Origin of the sequence: Sulfurospirillum sp. MES, assembly GCF_000789415.1 — a bacterium.
Lineage (GTDB): Bacteria > Campylobacterota > Campylobacteria > Campylobacterales > Sulfurospirillaceae > Sulfurospirillum > Sulfurospirillum cavolei.
Map to the genome: position 1 here is coordinate 379,102 of NZ_JSEC01000001.1, position 15,704 is coordinate 394,805.

14 protein-coding genes are annotated in these 15,704 nt (G+C 47.2%); 11 read left to right on the plus strand and 3 right to left on the minus strand.

What is annotated here, in order from left to right; all coding sequences use genetic code 11:
* Window positions 1-7 precede the first annotated feature (7 nt).
* From OA34_RS01945 to OA34_RS01955, 3 genes are read left to right on the plus strand one after another with little or no spacing between them, the layout of a single operon-like run.
* Entirely contained in the window at window positions 8-694 is a 687-nt protein-coding gene (locus OA34_RS01945; protein WP_039672137.1) for a response regulator transcription factor, read from the plus strand.
* Window positions 684-2,279, plus strand: coding sequence for an ABC transporter substrate-binding protein (locus tag OA34_RS01950; protein WP_039672138.1), 1,596 nt, complete (start codon window positions 684-686; stop codon window positions 2,277-2,279). The genes OA34_RS01945 and OA34_RS01950 overlap by 11 nt, the downstream gene beginning before the upstream one ends.
* Complete coding sequence (locus OA34_RS01955) at window positions 2,276-3,955, plus strand: sensor histidine kinase (RefSeq protein ID WP_039672139.1); 1,680 nt, start codon at window positions 2,276-2,278, stop codon at window positions 3,953-3,955. The genes OA34_RS01950 and OA34_RS01955 overlap by 4 nt, the downstream gene beginning before the upstream one ends.
* Before the next feature lie 26 nt (window positions 3,956-3,981).
* Here OA34_RS01955 and OA34_RS01960 read toward each other — a convergent pair whose 3' ends face one another.
* The 3 genes from OA34_RS01960 to OA34_RS01970 all read right to left on the minus strand — a co-directional run bounded on the left by OA34_RS01960 (window position 3,982) and on the right by OA34_RS01970 (window position 6,617).
* Complete coding sequence (locus tag OA34_RS01960) at window positions 3,982-5,436, minus strand: methyl-accepting chemotaxis protein (RefSeq protein WP_039672140.1); 1,455 nt, start codon at window positions 5,434-5,436, stop codon at window positions 3,982-3,984.
* Entirely contained in the window at window positions 5,408-5,914 is a 507-nt protein-coding gene (locus OA34_RS01965; protein ID WP_060826636.1) for a PAS domain-containing protein, read from the minus strand. The genes OA34_RS01960 and OA34_RS01965 overlap by 29 nt, the downstream gene beginning before the upstream one ends.
* 226 nt (window positions 5,915-6,140) lie before the next feature.
* Window positions 6,141-6,617 carry a hypothetical protein gene (locus OA34_RS01970; protein ID WP_039672141.1) on the minus strand — a complete coding sequence of 159 codons (477 nt, stop codon included), beginning with the start codon at window positions 6,615-6,617 and terminating at the stop codon, window positions 6,141-6,143.
* A 113-nt stretch (window positions 6,618-6,730) separates the two neighbouring features.
* On the opposite strand from OA34_RS01970, the gene OA34_RS01975 reads away from it, so the two are divergent.
* From OA34_RS01975 to OA34_RS02010, 8 genes are read left to right on the plus strand one after another with little or no spacing between them, the layout of a single operon-like run.
* On the plus strand, window positions 6,731-8,260 hold the full coding sequence (locus OA34_RS01975) for an NADH-quinone oxidoreductase subunit G (protein ID WP_286682804.1): 1,530 nt from the start codon (window positions 6,731-6,733) through the stop codon (window positions 8,258-8,260).
* A complete protein-coding gene (locus OA34_RS01980) occupies window positions 8,257-9,540 on the plus strand; it encodes a complex I subunit 1/NuoH family protein (RefSeq protein WP_039672143.1) in 1,284 nt (427 codons plus the stop codon). The genes OA34_RS01975 and OA34_RS01980 overlap by 4 nt, the downstream gene beginning before the upstream one ends.
* Entirely contained in the window at window positions 9,541-10,038 is a 498-nt protein-coding gene (locus OA34_RS01985; RefSeq protein WP_039672144.1) for a NuoI/complex I 23 kDa subunit family protein, read from the plus strand.
* On the plus strand, window positions 10,035-10,532 hold the full coding sequence (locus OA34_RS01990; RefSeq protein WP_039672145.1) for an NADH-quinone oxidoreductase subunit J family protein: 498 nt from the start codon (window positions 10,035-10,037) through the stop codon (window positions 10,530-10,532). Before OA34_RS01985 ends, OA34_RS01990 begins: the two co-directional genes overlap by 4 nt.
* Complete coding sequence (nuoK, locus tag OA34_RS01995; protein WP_039672146.1) at window positions 10,529-10,849, plus strand: NADH-quinone oxidoreductase subunit NuoK; 321 nt, start codon at window positions 10,529-10,531, stop codon at window positions 10,847-10,849. Before OA34_RS01990 ends, nuoK begins: the two co-directional genes overlap by 4 nt.
* Entirely contained in the window at window positions 10,846-12,726 is a 1,881-nt protein-coding gene (gene nuoL, locus OA34_RS02000; RefSeq protein WP_039672147.1) for an NADH-quinone oxidoreductase subunit L, read from the plus strand. The genes nuoK and nuoL overlap by 4 nt, the downstream gene beginning before the upstream one ends.
* Before the next feature lie 3 nt (window positions 12,727-12,729).
* Complete coding sequence (locus OA34_RS02005) at window positions 12,730-14,208, plus strand: complex I subunit 4 family protein (RefSeq protein WP_039672148.1); 1,479 nt, start codon at window positions 12,730-12,732, stop codon at window positions 14,206-14,208.
* On the plus strand, window positions 14,205-15,686 hold the full coding sequence (locus OA34_RS02010; RefSeq protein WP_039672149.1) for an NADH-quinone oxidoreductase subunit N: 1,482 nt from the start codon (window positions 14,205-14,207) through the stop codon (window positions 15,684-15,686). The genes OA34_RS02005 and OA34_RS02010 overlap by 4 nt, the downstream gene beginning before the upstream one ends.
* The last annotated feature ends 18 nt before the right edge of the window (window positions 15,687-15,704 follow it).

Below are 15,704 nucleotides of genomic sequence, written 5' to 3' on the forward strand. Positions count from 1 at the left end.
ATCACTGATGGAACTTTGGTTGGAAAAACTCAAATCTTTGAAGCTTTTGTATGCCGAAGACGAAGAGGGGATTCGAAAGCCTATGTCCAATACCTTGGCATATTACCTTAAAGAGGTTCTTGAGGCGCGTGATGGAGAAGAGGCACTCGACATCTACTACGAGCAACGTCCCGACATCATTTTAACCGATCTTCGAATGCCCCGAAAAGATGGGCTCGATATGGTCAAAGAGATACGTAAAAACGACAAGAAAACCCCTATTTTAATGATTACCGCGCATACCGATAAAGAGTATCTGCTCAGCGCAATCGAACTGAAGATCGAAAAATACCTGATTAAACCCATCGCGCTCAACGAACTTTTAAGCGGTTTGAGGCTTTGCGTCAGCGAGATCGAATCGGGACGTTCGTTGTTCCTTGAATGCAAAAACTGTAAATTCGATTTTAAAAACAGACGGATTTTACACGAGGGAGGCAAAGAGACCGAGTTGACGCACAAGGAGTCCGATTTTTTGGAGCTTTTATTGCGTAAAAATGGGATGATCGTGAGTTACGAAGAGATTGAACTCAACGTCTGGAAAGAGGAGTTTATGAGCATCGCCGCCCTTCGGACTTTGGTTAAGTCTTTGCGAAAAAAACTTCCGAACAGTTCGATTAAAAACCATTCGCAAACGGGGTACAGCTTTGAGGTATAAGCTTGTTTGCTTACTTCTTTTAAGCCTTCATTGCGGCATTTTTGCGGCGCAAGAGGAACCTTACGTTGAAGATACGAGCGAGCGTCACGCCTTACATGTAAGAGATCCGCGTTCGCATATCAAGGTCTTTTTACCCTCGATGCCGTATAACTACGTTTCGCGTTTGGTGAACGAGGGCTTGGTGCGCTTGGCGGAAAACGATCAAGGATGGGAGTACGCTTTAGCGACCAAGAGCACCAAACTATCGCCGCTTTTGTACGAATTTGAACTGCGCAGGGGTGTTCGTTTTCAAGACGGTACGCCCTTTAACGCCGATTCGGTCATGCACAATTTTCACTACTTTCTGAAACAACCGTTTAACTACACCAACATTCATCGTTCCCTCAAAAGCATCGAAAAAATTTCCGACTATACGATTCGTTTGCATCTGTCTCAACCTTACGGTATGCTTTACCGCGATCTTGCACGGATTTACATCTATTCCGAAGCGTACTTAAAGACGTTCGGTTGGAAAGGTGCGGAAACGGGTGCGAATATCAAAGCATCGGGGCCTTACGGTTTGGGGCCGTACATTTTAACCGAGGGAATGATTACGGGGCGCAAACAAACGCCCAAAGCGACTCTCAAAGCCAATCCTTATTATTGGGAAAAACAGTATCCTTGCATCGAAACCATTACGTTTTATACGGAACTCTCAACCGCCGAAGCGTTGCGTTTAGCTTTATACGAAGACGGCGGGCTTGATTTTATGCAAATTCCTTTCAATAAAAAGATCGAAACGATGCTCTCTCCCTATGCCAAATTGGTTTCCATGCCCTCAACGCATAATTTTACGATCTATTTTAATTTAGCCAAAACCGCTTCGCCCGTAGCGCGTAAAGAGGTGCGCCAAGCACTCAATTGCGCGCTCAATCAGCAAAGTTTACTCGACTTTACCTATAAAAAAGAGGGCAGGCTCAACCCCGCCGCGTTCAAAGACGGAGCATGTCCTTTGGACGAGGCAATGATAGAACGTACGCTCAAAGGGCTGGAGCTAAACGTCGCCACGCAAGACTCGTTGCTTTTTTTATGGAAAGGCATCGAATATCAGCTCTCAACGTACGGCGTGAAACTCCGTTACCGCATTACGACGAGCGAAAAAGAGATTTACGATTTGGCGCAAAAAAATCATCGCGATACGCAAGAGTGGGATATTTTGATTCAAAATACCCAAGATTGGTACGGTAGGCATCCGTGGCCGGTGTTTATTCGCTATCAAGAGAACAATCCGTGGAGTTTTGTACGACACGACGCTTTGATGAAAAGTTCTATCGAAACGTTTTTCGGATTGGAACAAGACGATGCGTTGTTTCACACTTTAACCCAAAAGATTCAAGATCGAGCGCGTGAGGAGGCGTATATGTTGTTTGTCCCGATTCCCAATGCCGTTTTTGCTATGAACAAAGAACTGGTATTTGAACCGCTCGGCATCGGCATGCAGCCGTTCTGGAAAGCGAAAATTACCGATCGGCATTGGTCGGTAAGAGGCGATAAAGCGTATCCGGAAGAACTTCAAAAACCTTTGATTCCCAAGCGGTTCCCATGAAAAAAATCCCTATCAAATACAAACTTTTACTGCTCTTTAGTTTCTCGTTTATCGGCATGTTGATTTTGGCGGAACGAACGTTTAGCCTCTCGCAAGAGAATATCCGTAATGCGACGACGATTTTCGAGAATTCTCAAAGCACGCAGCATTTGCAGGAAAACTACATCGAGCCGACCAACGCTTTACGCGAAATGAGCCTCTCGTTGGTAATGTCGCCCAATGAAGATTACCGAAAAAATATCGAGGCGGACATTATCGATCGGCGTACGCGCTTGGAAGAGAATTTCGCAAAGTTAGATCCCCAAACCTACAGTGCATGGAAGGCGTATTCAAACAGCGTTCAAAAGACGTGCGGTTATTTGGAAGCGCGTTTTGAGGAGGCGGCATTTGTCCATGTCACTTCCATCGAGCGGGAAAACTATACGGCACTTCTAAATCGCCTTAAATCCCTTCAGCACGATGCGATTATGCAAACCAAACACAATTTTTCGGATATTCAAACCGGTGCGCGTGCGCTGAAGTACGAATTGGTCGTTTTGGTGCTTCTGCTTTCGGCATTGGTGTTCGTCGCGGGCTATTTACTCTCCAGCCATATCGTCTCTTCGATTTTGAAATTGCAAGAGGGACTCAAAGAGTTTTTCGGTTATTTGCAAACCAAAACGACGCAACCCAAACCCATTGAGCTTCACAGTCGCGACGAACTTGAAGATATGGCAAAACTGCTCAATCAAAGCATCTCCAAAGCTTCGGCAACGATTACCCAAGATACACTCTTTATCGAAGACGCGATTAGCGTGGTCAACGATCTTAAGCTCGGCAAACTCTCTTCGCGCCTTCATTCGACGGCACAAGCGCAAGAGTTGCGCCTGCTTAAAGATGTGATCAACGCGATGATCGACAATTTAGAGTCGAAAATTAACGAAAAGATTCTCAAACGTACGGAACAGGAGAAACTTCTGATTCAACAAAGCAAACTTGCAAGTATGGGCGAGATGATCGGCAATATCGCACATCAATGGCGACAACCTTTGGGTGAGCTCAGCGCGCTTTTGATCAACCTTCAAGTCAAACACGAGTTTCACGATTTGGATGAGGGGTATTTGCTTGAGAGCATTCAACGGTGTATGAAAATCAATGCGTTTATGTCGGGCACGATCAGCGATTTTCAAAATTTCTTTAAACCTTCGAAGGAAAAAGAGGTGTTTGAAATCTCCGAAGCGTGCGAACGCGCCATCGCTATTTTGCAAGCATCTTTACGTTATCACGGGATCGAGTTTTCGTTCGATATTTCCGAAAAGATGGAGGTGCTCGGTTATCCCAACGAATTTGCGCAAGCGCTTTTAAACATTCTCTCCAACGCCAAAGACGTCTTAAGCGAGCGAGAGATTAGCAATCCGTTTATTCGCCTTTACCTCAAAAAAGGGTATAAGTATATTTTGATCGTCATCGAAGATAACGGCGGCGGCATCGCCAAAGAGCATATGGAGCGTATTTTCGAGCCTTATTTCACGACCAAGTATGCAAAACAGGGAACGGGCATCGGACTTTATATGACCAAGATGATCATCGAAAATAATATGGGCGGCATTATTACGGTCAAAAATACCGAATCGGGAGCTCTGTTCACGATCAAATTACCCAGCGTTCCCGAAGCGGAATCAATGCCTTACATGTAAGAAAATTGCTTACATGTAAGGATTTTTTAGAGGCGTGCGTTTTTCTCTTCGATCATCGTATCTAGCGTCGTAAAGAGCGTTTTACTCTCTTTCTCGACCTCTTTAAAAAAGTCGATGATTTGCTTTTTCTCATCTAACAAATTCGATTGCGTCGAACGAATCAGGCCGCTAATGGCAAGAACGTGTTGATGGAAGCTTTGATGCGGTGCGTAGAGAGCTTTAAAGCTTGGCGTATCTCCGAAAATCTTCTCGCCGTCTTGATGATACCATTCGCCCAAACTGCACGTCTCGTGGTTTTGAAACGAAGCGTTTGCGTCGTTGACGTAAACGGCACTGTAGGCATTGGCTTTGAAAATCGCATGGTTCATTTTTGCAAGCGTGATGAAGATCGTTTGTTGAATCGTATTGATATTGGTCGACGTCGTATTGGAGTGTTCGATCAGACTGTTAAACGTGAGACTGAGTTGATCGAGCGTTTTGGTGGAAGCGTCGGCATTTTCTTTCATCGATTCGGCGTTGCTCTCGAGTCCCGCCGTTTCTTGTTGGAGCATTTTAATCGAAACGGAAATTTCCGCGGTTGCCTTTTGCGTCGTTTCGGCCAATTTTCGTACTTCATCGGCGACAACCGCAAACCCTCGTCCGTGTTCGCCCGCACGCGCGGCTTCGATGGCGGCATTGAGGGCTAAAAGATTGGTTTTATCGGCGATGTCGTTAATCATATCGACGACGTTGCTGATGTCGCGCGTTCGTTGCGCTAAAATACCGATACTTTGCTCGTTTTGGTTGACAAATTCGATCAAAGCGGTAATCTTTTCGATCGTATCGCGTAAGTTTTGGTAGCTTCCTTTGGTCTCGTCGGCGTAGATTTCACCGTCTTTGGCGATCTCTTTGAGGCGTTCGACGATGGTCGTGAGGTTAGCTTGGACGGTAGAGAAGTCGTTGGAACCGCTGCTAATCTGCGCCAATTCCGCATTCAACGTGTTGCGAGCGATAAATTCGTGGGTCTGTTGCATCGCGTGAACGGCTTGGTTGATCATTTGTACTTGATCTTTGAATTCGCCGTGCATGCCTTTTTGGAGGATTTTACGGCTGAAGTCCTCTTTAGAAGCCGCTAAAATCGTCGCTTTGATCTCTTTAGTGACCAATTCGAAGTTATCCAAAAGCGTGTTCATATTGGAACAGAGTTGCTTAAGCTCTCCGCCATCGTCGACGTTGACGATACGACCGTGAAGTTCTCCGCACGCACTGTCGTGAATAATGCCGGCTAAAGAGTGAATCGTATTGCGGACTTTATGGATATTGACGAACATAAACCAACCTAAAGCAAAATTGCTGAGGTTTAGGATTTGAATCCAGTGAAAACCGTTAAAATAGACCTCCAAACAAAACGCGATAAAAAAAATAGCCAACGAAATAACGTTGGCATTCTGGACACGCGCCAGTGAAGACGATCTATTCGTAGGAGAGGATAAATTCTGCATAAGAAACCTTTAATTTCGCAAGAGTATTGTCAAGAAGCGCTAAAGAGCTTTGCATACCGCCGCTTTTTTCCGCTTCGAGCATTTGACGGTAAAGCGGTTCGATTACGCTAAGGCCTTTAGGATTTGGACATCGTCTGACGGAGTGGTAGCCGATAATTTTGGCACTTCTCGTATCGACGATCGGCGTAATGTAGGCGTGAACCCAATAAAATTGCCCCGATTTGGTACGGTTTTTGACGTACGCAAAGATTTCGTCGCCGGCTTGGACTTTGTCCCATAGAAGTTTAAAGATGGCACGAGGCATATCGGGATGGCGTAAAATATTGTGGGGTGCACCGATCATCTCTTTTTCGGTGTAGCCGCACATTTCGATGCAAAGATCGTTAACGTACGTAATTTTACCTTTAAGGTCGGTCTTGGAAACGACAAACTGATCTTCGCCGAAGAAGAGCTCGTTCCCCTTTTGCGTAATAGCCACGGAATATCTCCTTATAGTAACTTCGTTGTCTTTATCCTAAAGTGCTTAGTATAACAAAAAAATAGTATATTTTAGTCGAATGTGTGACATTTTATACGTTTTACACGATGGATAATGCAATATCCAATCCGTACGAGAACATGCCGTCCAAATCGTTTACGAAAGCCCGCGTCAAGCTTTTGAAACGCCTTGAAAATAAAACGCTCAAGACGACGTTAGAAAAAGCTTATTTATCGGTTTGAAACGTGAAAATCGCCCCTAAACTTCGATCGCTTTTGTTTAAAATGACGTTGGCTTGCCATATCATATTCCCGACCGCACATGTGGGTAAGATACCGCTACCTTCGTATACGCCCTTAGCCGTCGGTTTTAAGACGAACGTATGAAATCCCATGTTCATATTGGTGGCGAAAATTTTCAGTTCGATCGAAGAGAGTTCATGCGGCGTCGTGACCTTAAAATGAAGCTGTTGCATGAGCGGAATGGATTTGGGATCGATCTCAAACGAAAGCGGCGTATCGTCTTTAAGGTTCAATTCACAGCGTTTTTGATGCAAATCGCACGGAAGCGAAAGCGTCGCAAACTGCGTATCGCCGACCCACCAACGGTATAGGTCGCTCGAATCGATTAAAAAGTACGCCGCAATCAAGACAACGACGATACATTCGACTAAAAAATATTTAACGATTTTTGAACCATTCATAAAAAGCCTTTTTTTGACATGTTAATATAACACGACTTTGTTAAAATTTAGTAAATGCGAAGTGACAGCTACTTTAAAGTTTGGTGTCGATAGAATGGAGAAACAAGCTCATTATGAGGGTTCAGACGTCCATGGTGTCATTTAGCGTAGACGGAAAACGGATCGAAGTCCGCGAAAACACGTTACTCATCGAAGCGTTACTTTCTCAGGGGATTTCTATTCCCCATTTTTGTTATCATCCCGCATTAGGAAAAGACGGTAATTGCCGTATGTGTATGGTCGAGATCGAAGGGCAAAAGCGTCCGCAAATCGCCTGCGATACTTTGGTCAAAGAGGGTATGGTCGTTCGCACGAAAGGCGAAAAGATTGATCGCGTTAAACGCTCGATTTTGGAGATGGAGCTCATCAACCATCCGATCGACTGCCCGATTTGCGACCAAGCCGGAGAGTGCTCTTTGCAAAATTACTACATGGACGTCGGACTTTACGAGAGCCGTCTTAGCACCCCTAAAGTGCGTGGGAAAAAGCATGTCGATTTGGGTTCGAACGTCGTACTCGACCAAGAGCGATGCGTGTTGTGTACGAGGTGCGTACGCTTTACCGAGAAGATTACGAAAACGCACGAACTGGGCATTCTTTCTCGCGGCGATACGTCGGTCATCGACACGTTTCCGGGCGAAAAGCTGAGCAATCCTTATGCGATGAACGTGGTCGATTTGTGTCCGGTGGGGGCACTTACCAGCAAAGATTTTCGTTTTGCCAAACGCGTGTGGTTTTTGCAGAGCGAAAAAGCGATCTGCAACGCTTGCGCAAGAGGGTGTTCGATTTTCGTCGATCACCATAAAGAAAAGTACCGAAGCGAAAAAATTTACCGCTATCGACCGCGTTTTAATGATGCGATCAACGGTTATTTCATCTGCGATGCGGGAAGGTTGAGTTATGCCCGTGAAAACGCGCTTTTCGATGCACAGGCGATGATTCGGGGAAAAGTCAGCGAATACGACTACGCCGAGGGAAAATGGCTTCGTTTATTGAAACGCTATTTAGGCAAAACCCTCTTTGTCCTCTCCTCATCGCTTTGTTTGGAAGAGCTCGTACGCCTTCAAAAACTCGCCAAGCTTTACGATATTAAACTAAGCGCGTATGAGCCTGACCGTTTTGATGAATGTTTCGGGGACACGTTTTTAAAATGTTCGGATCGCTCCGCTAACGCACGGGCGTTGCCTTTGTTGGGGATCGACGACACGAAAGAGGGATTCCAAAACGCTTTACAAGATGCCGAACTAATCGTCTTAATCGGCCGTCACGACGTGGCTTTGACGTTTGATGCGCCTTGCCGTAAGAGTGTGGTCGTCTTGGACGCGGGAGGCATGACATGTGAAGCCGTAGAGCTGATGTTGCCCGTCGCGTCGCACACGCAAAAAGAGGGAACGTACGTCAACGTCGACGGTTACGTGCAATACAGCGCGTGCATGATCGCAAACGACAAAGGGCGTAAAACGCTTTTGGAGCTTTTAGGCACGGTGCTAGGAGACGGCATTACGCGCGCGCAAGAGGTTTGGGAAGAAGAGATCGTCTGTTTGGAGCCGTTTAAAGATCTCTCGTTTGCTCTGCTTCCCTCGACGCCGAGGATTGCCTTATGAGCGGACTTGCGATCGGTATCGTCGTTTTGAACGTGGTATTGGCTTTGCTCTTTTCGCTCGGAGCCGCACCGATTTTGGTTTGGATTGAGCGTCGGGTCGCCGGATTGATTCAAGACCGTTTGGGCCCTAATCGTTGCCATATCTCGGGAATTCGTTTAGGTGGCTTGGTGCAGTCGTTGGCGGATATGCTCAAGCTTTTTTTTAAAGAAGATTTTAGAGCCAACGCGATTCGTGAAAAATTCCTCTTCTCTTTAGCCCCCGTGATCGTCTTCGTTTCGGCGTTTTTGAGCTTTATGGTTATGCCTTTTGCGGACGACGTGTACGTTGAGGGCGAGCGTTTTATCATGCAAGGCTTACCGATCGATACGGGCGTTTTGTGGTTTTTGGCGTTGGCGGGTCTGAGCGTTTACGGCATTATGATCGGCGGATGGGCAAGCCGTAACAAATACGCACTTTTAGGCGCGATGCGCTCGGGTGCTCAGGTCATCAGCTACGAAGCGGCGATGGGACTTTCGTTGATTTCGGTACTTTTGTGTTATCCCTCGGTGCAGCTAGGCGATATCGTCCGTGCGCAAGGCGAGCTTTTGGGCGGCATTTTGCCCGCTTGGGGCATTTTCCTCCAACCTTTGGCGGCATTAATCTTTATCGTGACCGCTTTTGCCGAAGCCAACCGAACGCCTTTTGACTTAGCCGAGGGCGAAAGCGAAATCGTCGGCGGGTTTCATACCGAGTACGGTGCGATGCGTTTTGGACTCTTTTTCGTCGGCGAATACGTTGCGATGAGCGCGTCGAGCGCGTTGATCGTTACGCTTTTTTTCGGCGGATTTCAACTGCCCTATCTCAATACCCAAACCTTACATGTCACGATGCCTCTCATCTTAGGCGCGTTGGGAATCGTCGTACCTTTGGGAAGTTTTTATGGTATTCGTTGGATACGAAAACATAACCGTTGGGCACTGCCAAATGACTGCCGAAACCGCGAAAGTGCATGGCTTAGCAACATTATTATCGGATTGAACGGCATTTTGGCGGCGGGTATCGGTTATGTTTGGATCGTCGGATTGTCGTCTTTCTCGACGCAGATGTTAACGGCATTGTTGCAAGTCGCGACCTTTGCGCTTAAACTCTTGGCGATGAATTTCGTTTTCGTATGGGTACGTTGGACGTTGCCGCGTTTTCGTTACGATCAACTGCAAATGTTAGGCTGGAAAGTGCTGATGCCCTTAGCCCTTGCCAATATTATCGTGACCGCGAGCGTCATCGTGTTGAGGGGGGCGTAAATGGGTGTTAAAATCGTTCCGCGTCACGGAAAAACGCTACGGGAAAAACTTTACCTTCCCGCCATTTTCGGCGGTATGAAAACGACCTTGCGCCATTTTACCGTCAATTTAGGCGATACGCCGCAGATTAAAACCTTTAGTTACCCCGAAGAACAGCCCCACGACATCGGTGAGCGCTACCGCGGCGTGCATCGTTTAACCAAGCGTGAAGACGGTAGCGTGCGATGCGTTGCTTGCTTTATGTGTGCAACGGCATGTCCGGCAGAGTGTATTTTTATCGAAGCGCAAGAGCGCGAAGACGGCGTGGACGAAAAGATGCCCAAACGCTTTGATATCGATCTTTTAGAGTGCGTCTTTTGCGGAGCGTGCGTCGAAGCGTGCCCGTGCGACGCGATTCGCATGGACAGCGGTATTTTCAGTTTTATCGGGAAAAAACGCGAAGATTTTATCCAGACGAAAGAGCAACTCTTAGCCCGTGAAGCCAAGGAAAACGCATGAACGACCTTTTGTTTATATTCCTCTCTTTTTTTGCCCTGCTCGGCGCTTTCGGGATGATCGTATTGCATCAGCCCGTCCACAGTGCATTGAGCTTGATCGTGACGCTTTTGGCACTTGCGGGACTTTTTGCGCTTTTGAACGCTTCGTTTTTGTTTGCGGTGCAAATTATCGTTTATGCCGGAGCGATTTTGACGCTTTTTATTTTTATTATCATGTTTTTAAACGTTAAAGAGTCCAATTTGCCCAAAGAACCCAATAAAACGCTTTACCTCTTTCTCGGCGGTATCGTTTTGATTCCACTCAATCTTCTCGTTTTGCGCGCGTTTTATGCGATGCCGCTTTTAAGAGAGCCTTTGGCGGAAGATTTCGGCGAGATCAAGCCTTTGGGTGCGGAGTTGTTTACGAAATGGCTACTGCCTTTTGAGCTGATTTCATTGTTGCTTTTGGTCGCCCTTATCGGTGCGGTCGTTTTTGCGCGAAAGGATGAGGTATGATCGTCTCGTCGCTTTTTTCGTACGTGCTGGTGGCGATGCTGCTGTTTTCGATCGGGCTTTTGGGCGTGATCGCGCGCAAAAATATTTTCGTAATCTACATGTCGATCGAATTGATGTTCAACGCGATCAACCTTCTTTTCGTCGCTTTGGCTCAATACCGCCATTCTTACGACGGTCAAATTTTTGCCGTCTTGATTATTGCGACGGCGGCGGCGGAAGCGGCGGTTTTTTTGGCGTTGATCGTTGTTCTGTTTAGGCGAAAGCAATCTTTAGATGCCGACGCGTTTCGCGCGTTGTCTCAAAAGGAGGCGGCATGAGCATCGTGTTGGCTTGGATCGTCTTGCTTCCGCTGTGTTCGTTTGTACTGCTAGGAGCGATGTACCTTTTTTCGATCACGCAAAGGCGTATTGCGCAACGCTACTTTACCTTCGTCGCACTGTTTTCTCCTGCGGTCGTGTTTGTTTTGGGTTTAGCGGCACTGCGTGAGCTGATGCTCCGCGGACACGCGTTGCATTATCGTGCCTACGTTTGGTTACATGTAGGGGATTATCGCATCGATATGGGATTTTTAGGCGATAAATTGTCGTTGTTTATGGTCTTTTTTATCACGCTCGTGAGCGGCTTGATTCATCTTTACGCAACGTCGTATATGAACAAAGACGAGGGTTACGGCAAATTTTTCGCCTATTTTCATCTCTTTACGGCGTGTATGCTTTTGTTGGTTTTGGCCGATGGCCCTTTGATGCTCTTTATCGGCTGGGAAGGGGTGGGGCTTTGTTCGTACCTTTTGATTGGCTTTTATTATCAAAACAATGCCAACGTCGTTGCCGGCAATAAAGCGTTTATCGTCAATCGCGTCGGCGATTTGGGCTTTTTAATCGGTTTGGCGATGCTCTTTTTTTACGGGCAGTCTCATAATTTTAGCTACGAAACGCTTGCCTTGCATATCGGTGCGGTACCGCCTGAGATTTTAACGGGAATTGCCGTGGCTCTTTTTGTCGGTGCGATGGGAAAATCGGCGCAAATTCCTTTGTACGTCTGGCTTCCGGATGCTATGGCGGGACCCACGCCCGTTTCGGCGTTGATTCATGCCGCAACGATGGTTACCGCAGGCGTTTATATGGTTGCACGGTTTCATTTTCTCTACGATTTGGTGCCGCATGTGGGTATTTTTATCGCGTATATCGGTGCGTTAAGCGCGTTTTTTGCCGCGCTAATCGCCACGAAACAAAGCGATATTAAGAAGATTTTGGCGTATTCGACGATGTCGCAGTTAGGCTACATGTTCGTCTCCGTTGGACTTGGAGCATACGATAGCGCGCTTTTTCACGTCTTTACGCATGCTTTTTTTAAAGCACTTTTGTTTATGGGAGCCGGAGCGGTGATCGTCGCGTTGCATCACGAACAAGACATCTTCAAAATGGGCGAAATGCGCCGCGTCATGCCCGTTACCTACGTCACGATGCTGATAGCGACCTTGGCGATTAGCGGTATTCCGCCGTTTGCGGGATTTTTCAGTAAAGACGAAATTTTGTCGGTTGCGTTTGGAAGCGGTCACTATGAACTGTGGTTAATCGGTACGGTGACGGCGGCATTGAGTTCGTATTATATGTTTCGGCTCTTCTTCCTCGTTTTTGAAGGAACGCACGCGTCGCATTCAAGAGCGCATGACGTCGATTGGGTGATGAAAGCACCTTTAGTCGTTTTAGCGGCGGGGGCGACGTTTGCGGGATTTTTAGGATTGCCCGAACTCTTAGGCGGCAAGCATCTCATCGGCGAATGGTTAGCCCCATGGAGGCGCGAGGCATTTCATCTTTCGCACGTTGTCGAGGAAATACTAATCGCACTGAACGTCGTTGCCGCTCTTTTAGGCATAGCAATCGCCTATCGAAAATTTCGTTTTTACGATAGACGCGTCGCATACAAACCCGAAGGAATCGTATACCGCAAATTTTACGTGGACGAGCTCTACGACGTACTGTTCGTGCAGTCGATTCAACGCTTGAGCCGTTTTATCGCCGAGACAATGGACAAAAAGCTTGTCGATCGCGTCGTAATGGGAATGAGTCGAGGATTTGTCGCGGCGGGAACTCGAATCGCTTGGGTTCAAAATGCCTCCGTTCGGTTGTATGCGTTTATTATGATTGCGGGTATCGGCGCGGCTTCGTGTTATTTACTTGCAGTATTGAGGTAGCGTATGGGTATCCTCTCTTGGATTATTTTTTTACCGATGGCGGTTGCGTGCGTGCTTTTGGTTCTTCCCGTGGGCGCAAAAGCAACGCGTAACGGAGCGTTTGGCGTCTCTTTGATTATTTTTGCGTTGGCGTTTTACGTGCATGAACATTTTGTGCCAAGCGCGCAGATGCAGTTTTACGAGCAATACGATTGGATCAAAAGCTACGGTATCGCGTATCGCGTCGGCGTCGACGGTTTTTCGCTGATCGTTTTGATGCTCATCGCCACGTTGCTTCCGAGTGCGTACCTTTTGTTGTGGCACAACGAACGTTCGAAAAGTTATTGGATCAGTATGCTTTTCATTCAATCGGGCATTAGCGGTACGCTTTTTTCACTCGATCTGTTTTTGTTTTACTTTTTTTGGGAAGCGATGCTGCTCCCCGTTTTTATGATTATCGGGCTTTTCGGCTCGGGCAATCGTGTTTTTTCGACCTTGAAGATCACCGTTTACACGATTATGGGGTCGCTTTTTATGTTTGTGAGTATTTTGTATTTGGGCGTGTCGCACTACTACGAATTCGGGGCATGGAGTTTTGCACTTTCGGATTTGGTGCGGATTTCGAGTTTGACACAGGCTCAAGAGATGTTTTTGTTTGCCGGTTTTATGATCGCCTTTGCGATCAAAATCCCGCTTTTTCCCTTTCATTCGTGGCTCTTGGAAACCTACTCGACTTCGCCTACCGGAGGCGTTTTTTTACTCTCTTCGATCATGGCAAAATTGGGCGTGTATGCTTTGGTGCGCTTTACGATGCCGCTTTTTCCCGATCTTTTTGTCGCCTACGCGCGCTTTTTTATCGGCTTGGGAATTTTCGGTTTGATCTATTTCGGCATTGCGGCGATTGTGCAGGATAACATCAAAAAGATGCTCGCGTACTCTTCGGCGTCGCACTTGGGGCTGATCACTGCGGGCGTTTTTTCGCTCAACATGCAAGGCTTAACGGGCAGTGCCTTTCTCATCGTTGCTCACGCGATTGCCACGGGAGGGCTCTTTTTATTGGTCGGCGTGATGCAACGCCATTTGGGGATTCGCCCGCTAAGTGCCTTGGGCGGCATTGCCAAGCGCGCTCCGTGGTTTAGCGTCTACTTTGCGATCATGCTCTTTTGTACGGTCGGCATTCCCGGAACGAACGGCTTTGTGGCGGAACTGTTGATCGTTTTGGGTATTTTTCATTACAATCCCTATTTGGGCGTTTTAGCGGCATTGACCGTTTTGGTGGCGGCGAGTTATATGTTCTGGGTTTTTCAAAAAGCGATTTTGGTGCAAAGCGGCAACGACGTTTCGCACATGCGCGACTTGAGTCTTCACGAAATCGTCGGTCTGTTTCCTTTGGCGTTTTTGATCGTCGCGATGGGTGTTTATCCTGATTTTTTCTTGGCAAAAATTACGCCGACCTTGCACTATTACCTCGATACGATCTTACATGTAGGAGCGAATGCATGATCGCGCTTGGATGCATTGCCTTGGGCGCGGTGCTTTTGATGCTTTTGTCGGCGATGCCCAAAGTTCGTATGGAACACTGTTCCGTGTTTGCTTTCGTGACGCTTCTGATCGGCTTGATCCTTACGCTCACGTCGTTCGGAGAGTTGTTCACCTTTTTCCCTTTGCCGAAATTTTTTCACAAAATGCTCATCGTCGATAGTTATTCGGTCTATTTCGATGCGATTATTTTAAGCGGCGCATTGGTAACTTCACTGATCGGCACGCACTATTTTCAGGCAAAGAGACACTTTAAAAAAGAGTTTTTTTCGCTTTTCTTGTTTTCGGTTTTCGGGATGATGCTTTTGGTGCATGCAAGCGAATTGCTCAGTGCTTTTATCGCATTGGAGATCGCGTCGCTAAGCCTCTACGTGATGATCGGCTTTCAAAAAGTCCACGACAAACGCGTGGAAGCGAGTTTTCAATACCTCGTGTTAGGTTCTTTGGCGGGCATCTTCTTTCTTTTAGGCAGTGCGTTTGTGTATGCGGGGCTGGGTACGACGATCTTGGGAGAGATGGGAAACCGCTTGGATACGCTGATGGGTAAAGACGTTTCACTCGTGATCATCGGTGCGACTTTGATTTTGGTAACGTTTTTGTTCAAAATCTCCGCGTTTCCGTTTCAAAACTGGACGATCGACGTGTATGACGGCTCTTCGCTTCCGGTGAGCGCGTTTATGGCGGCGACCTTTAAAGTGGCGATTTTCGGGTTTATTCTTCGTTTGATGTTGGTGGATTTCGACCCGATCCGCGATACGTGGGATACGCTTTTCATCGTCGTTATTATCGCAACGCTTTTGTACGGCAGTTTTTTGGCGATTATCCAAAAGAGCTTGAAGCGAATGCTGGCGGCTTCGAGCATCGTGCATACGGGCTATTTGCTGATCGCTTTCGTCTCGATCGGTTACGCGGGTGAAAGTGCCGCTTCGTCGATCATCTATTACCTCGTCGCTTATTTTCTCTCGGCAATGGGCGCGTTCGGGCTGATTTCGTATATTGCGGCGGACGAACATGTCAGGGTAACGTACGAAGATTTTAGGGGCTTTGCCCATGTGCATCCTTACATGGCGGCGATGCTGAGCGTCTTTATGCTCTCTTTGGCGGGAATACCTAGCACCATCGGTTTTGTGGGTAAATTTTATATTTTTACCGGAGCGATCGAAGCGGGTTATACCTTTCTTGCCGTATGCGGCGTGGTGGCGACGTTTGTATCGGTGTATTATTACTTTAAACTGATCGCGCTCATGTATTTTTACCCTGCGTGCGATTCGGATTGGAAAGACGTACCGAGCCTTAAGGGTATTACGCCCTTAACGATCGGTTTGATCGCCCTAGCAATCATCTGGGGCGGCATCGGCAATACCTTTATCGCTTACTTTCCGGGCGTGGATTTTCTCATCGACACCGCACGACTTTCTTACATGTCGTTGTTTATCAAATAACAACGCATCGCATGTCGA

Excerpts from the sequence above, each read along its gene's own strand:
- OA34_RS01945 (WP_039672137.1), top strand. The coding sequence starts at position 8 with ATGGAACTTTGGTTGGAAAAACTCAAATCTTTGAAGCTTTTGTATGCC.
- OA34_RS01955 (WP_039672139.1), top strand. The coding sequence starts at position 2,276 with ATGAAAAAAATCCCTATCAAATACAAACTTTTACTGCTCTTTAGTTTC.
- OA34_RS01960 (WP_039672140.1), bottom strand. The coding sequence starts at position 5,436 with ATGCAGAATTTATCCTCTCCTACGAATAGATCGTCTTCACTGGCGCGT.
- OA34_RS01970 (WP_039672141.1), bottom strand. The coding sequence starts at position 6,617 with ATGAATGGTTCAAAAATCGTTAAATATTTTTTAGTCGAATGTATCGTC.
- OA34_RS01975 (WP_286682804.1), top strand. The coding sequence starts at position 6,731 with ATGAGGGTTCAGACGTCCATGGTGTCATTTAGCGTAGACGGAAAACGG.
- OA34_RS01980 (WP_039672143.1), top strand. The coding sequence starts at position 8,257 with ATGAGCGGACTTGCGATCGGTATCGTCGTTTTGAACGTGGTATTGGCT.
- OA34_RS01985 (WP_039672144.1), top strand. The coding sequence starts at position 9,541 with ATGGGTGTTAAAATCGTTCCGCGTCACGGAAAAACGCTACGGGAAAAA.
- OA34_RS01990 (WP_039672145.1), top strand. The coding sequence starts at position 10,035 with ATGAACGACCTTTTGTTTATATTCCTCTCTTTTTTTGCCCTGCTCGGC.
- nuoK (WP_039672146.1), top strand. The coding sequence starts at position 10,529 with ATGATCGTCTCGTCGCTTTTTTCGTACGTGCTGGTGGCGATGCTGCTG.
- nuoL (WP_039672147.1), top strand. The coding sequence starts at position 10,846 with ATGAGCATCGTGTTGGCTTGGATCGTCTTGCTTCCGCTGTGTTCGTTT.
- OA34_RS02005 (WP_039672148.1), top strand. The coding sequence starts at position 12,730 with ATGGGTATCCTCTCTTGGATTATTTTTTTACCGATGGCGGTTGCGTGC.
- OA34_RS02010 (WP_039672149.1), top strand. The coding sequence starts at position 14,205 with ATGATCGCGCTTGGATGCATTGCCTTGGGCGCGGTGCTTTTGATGCTT.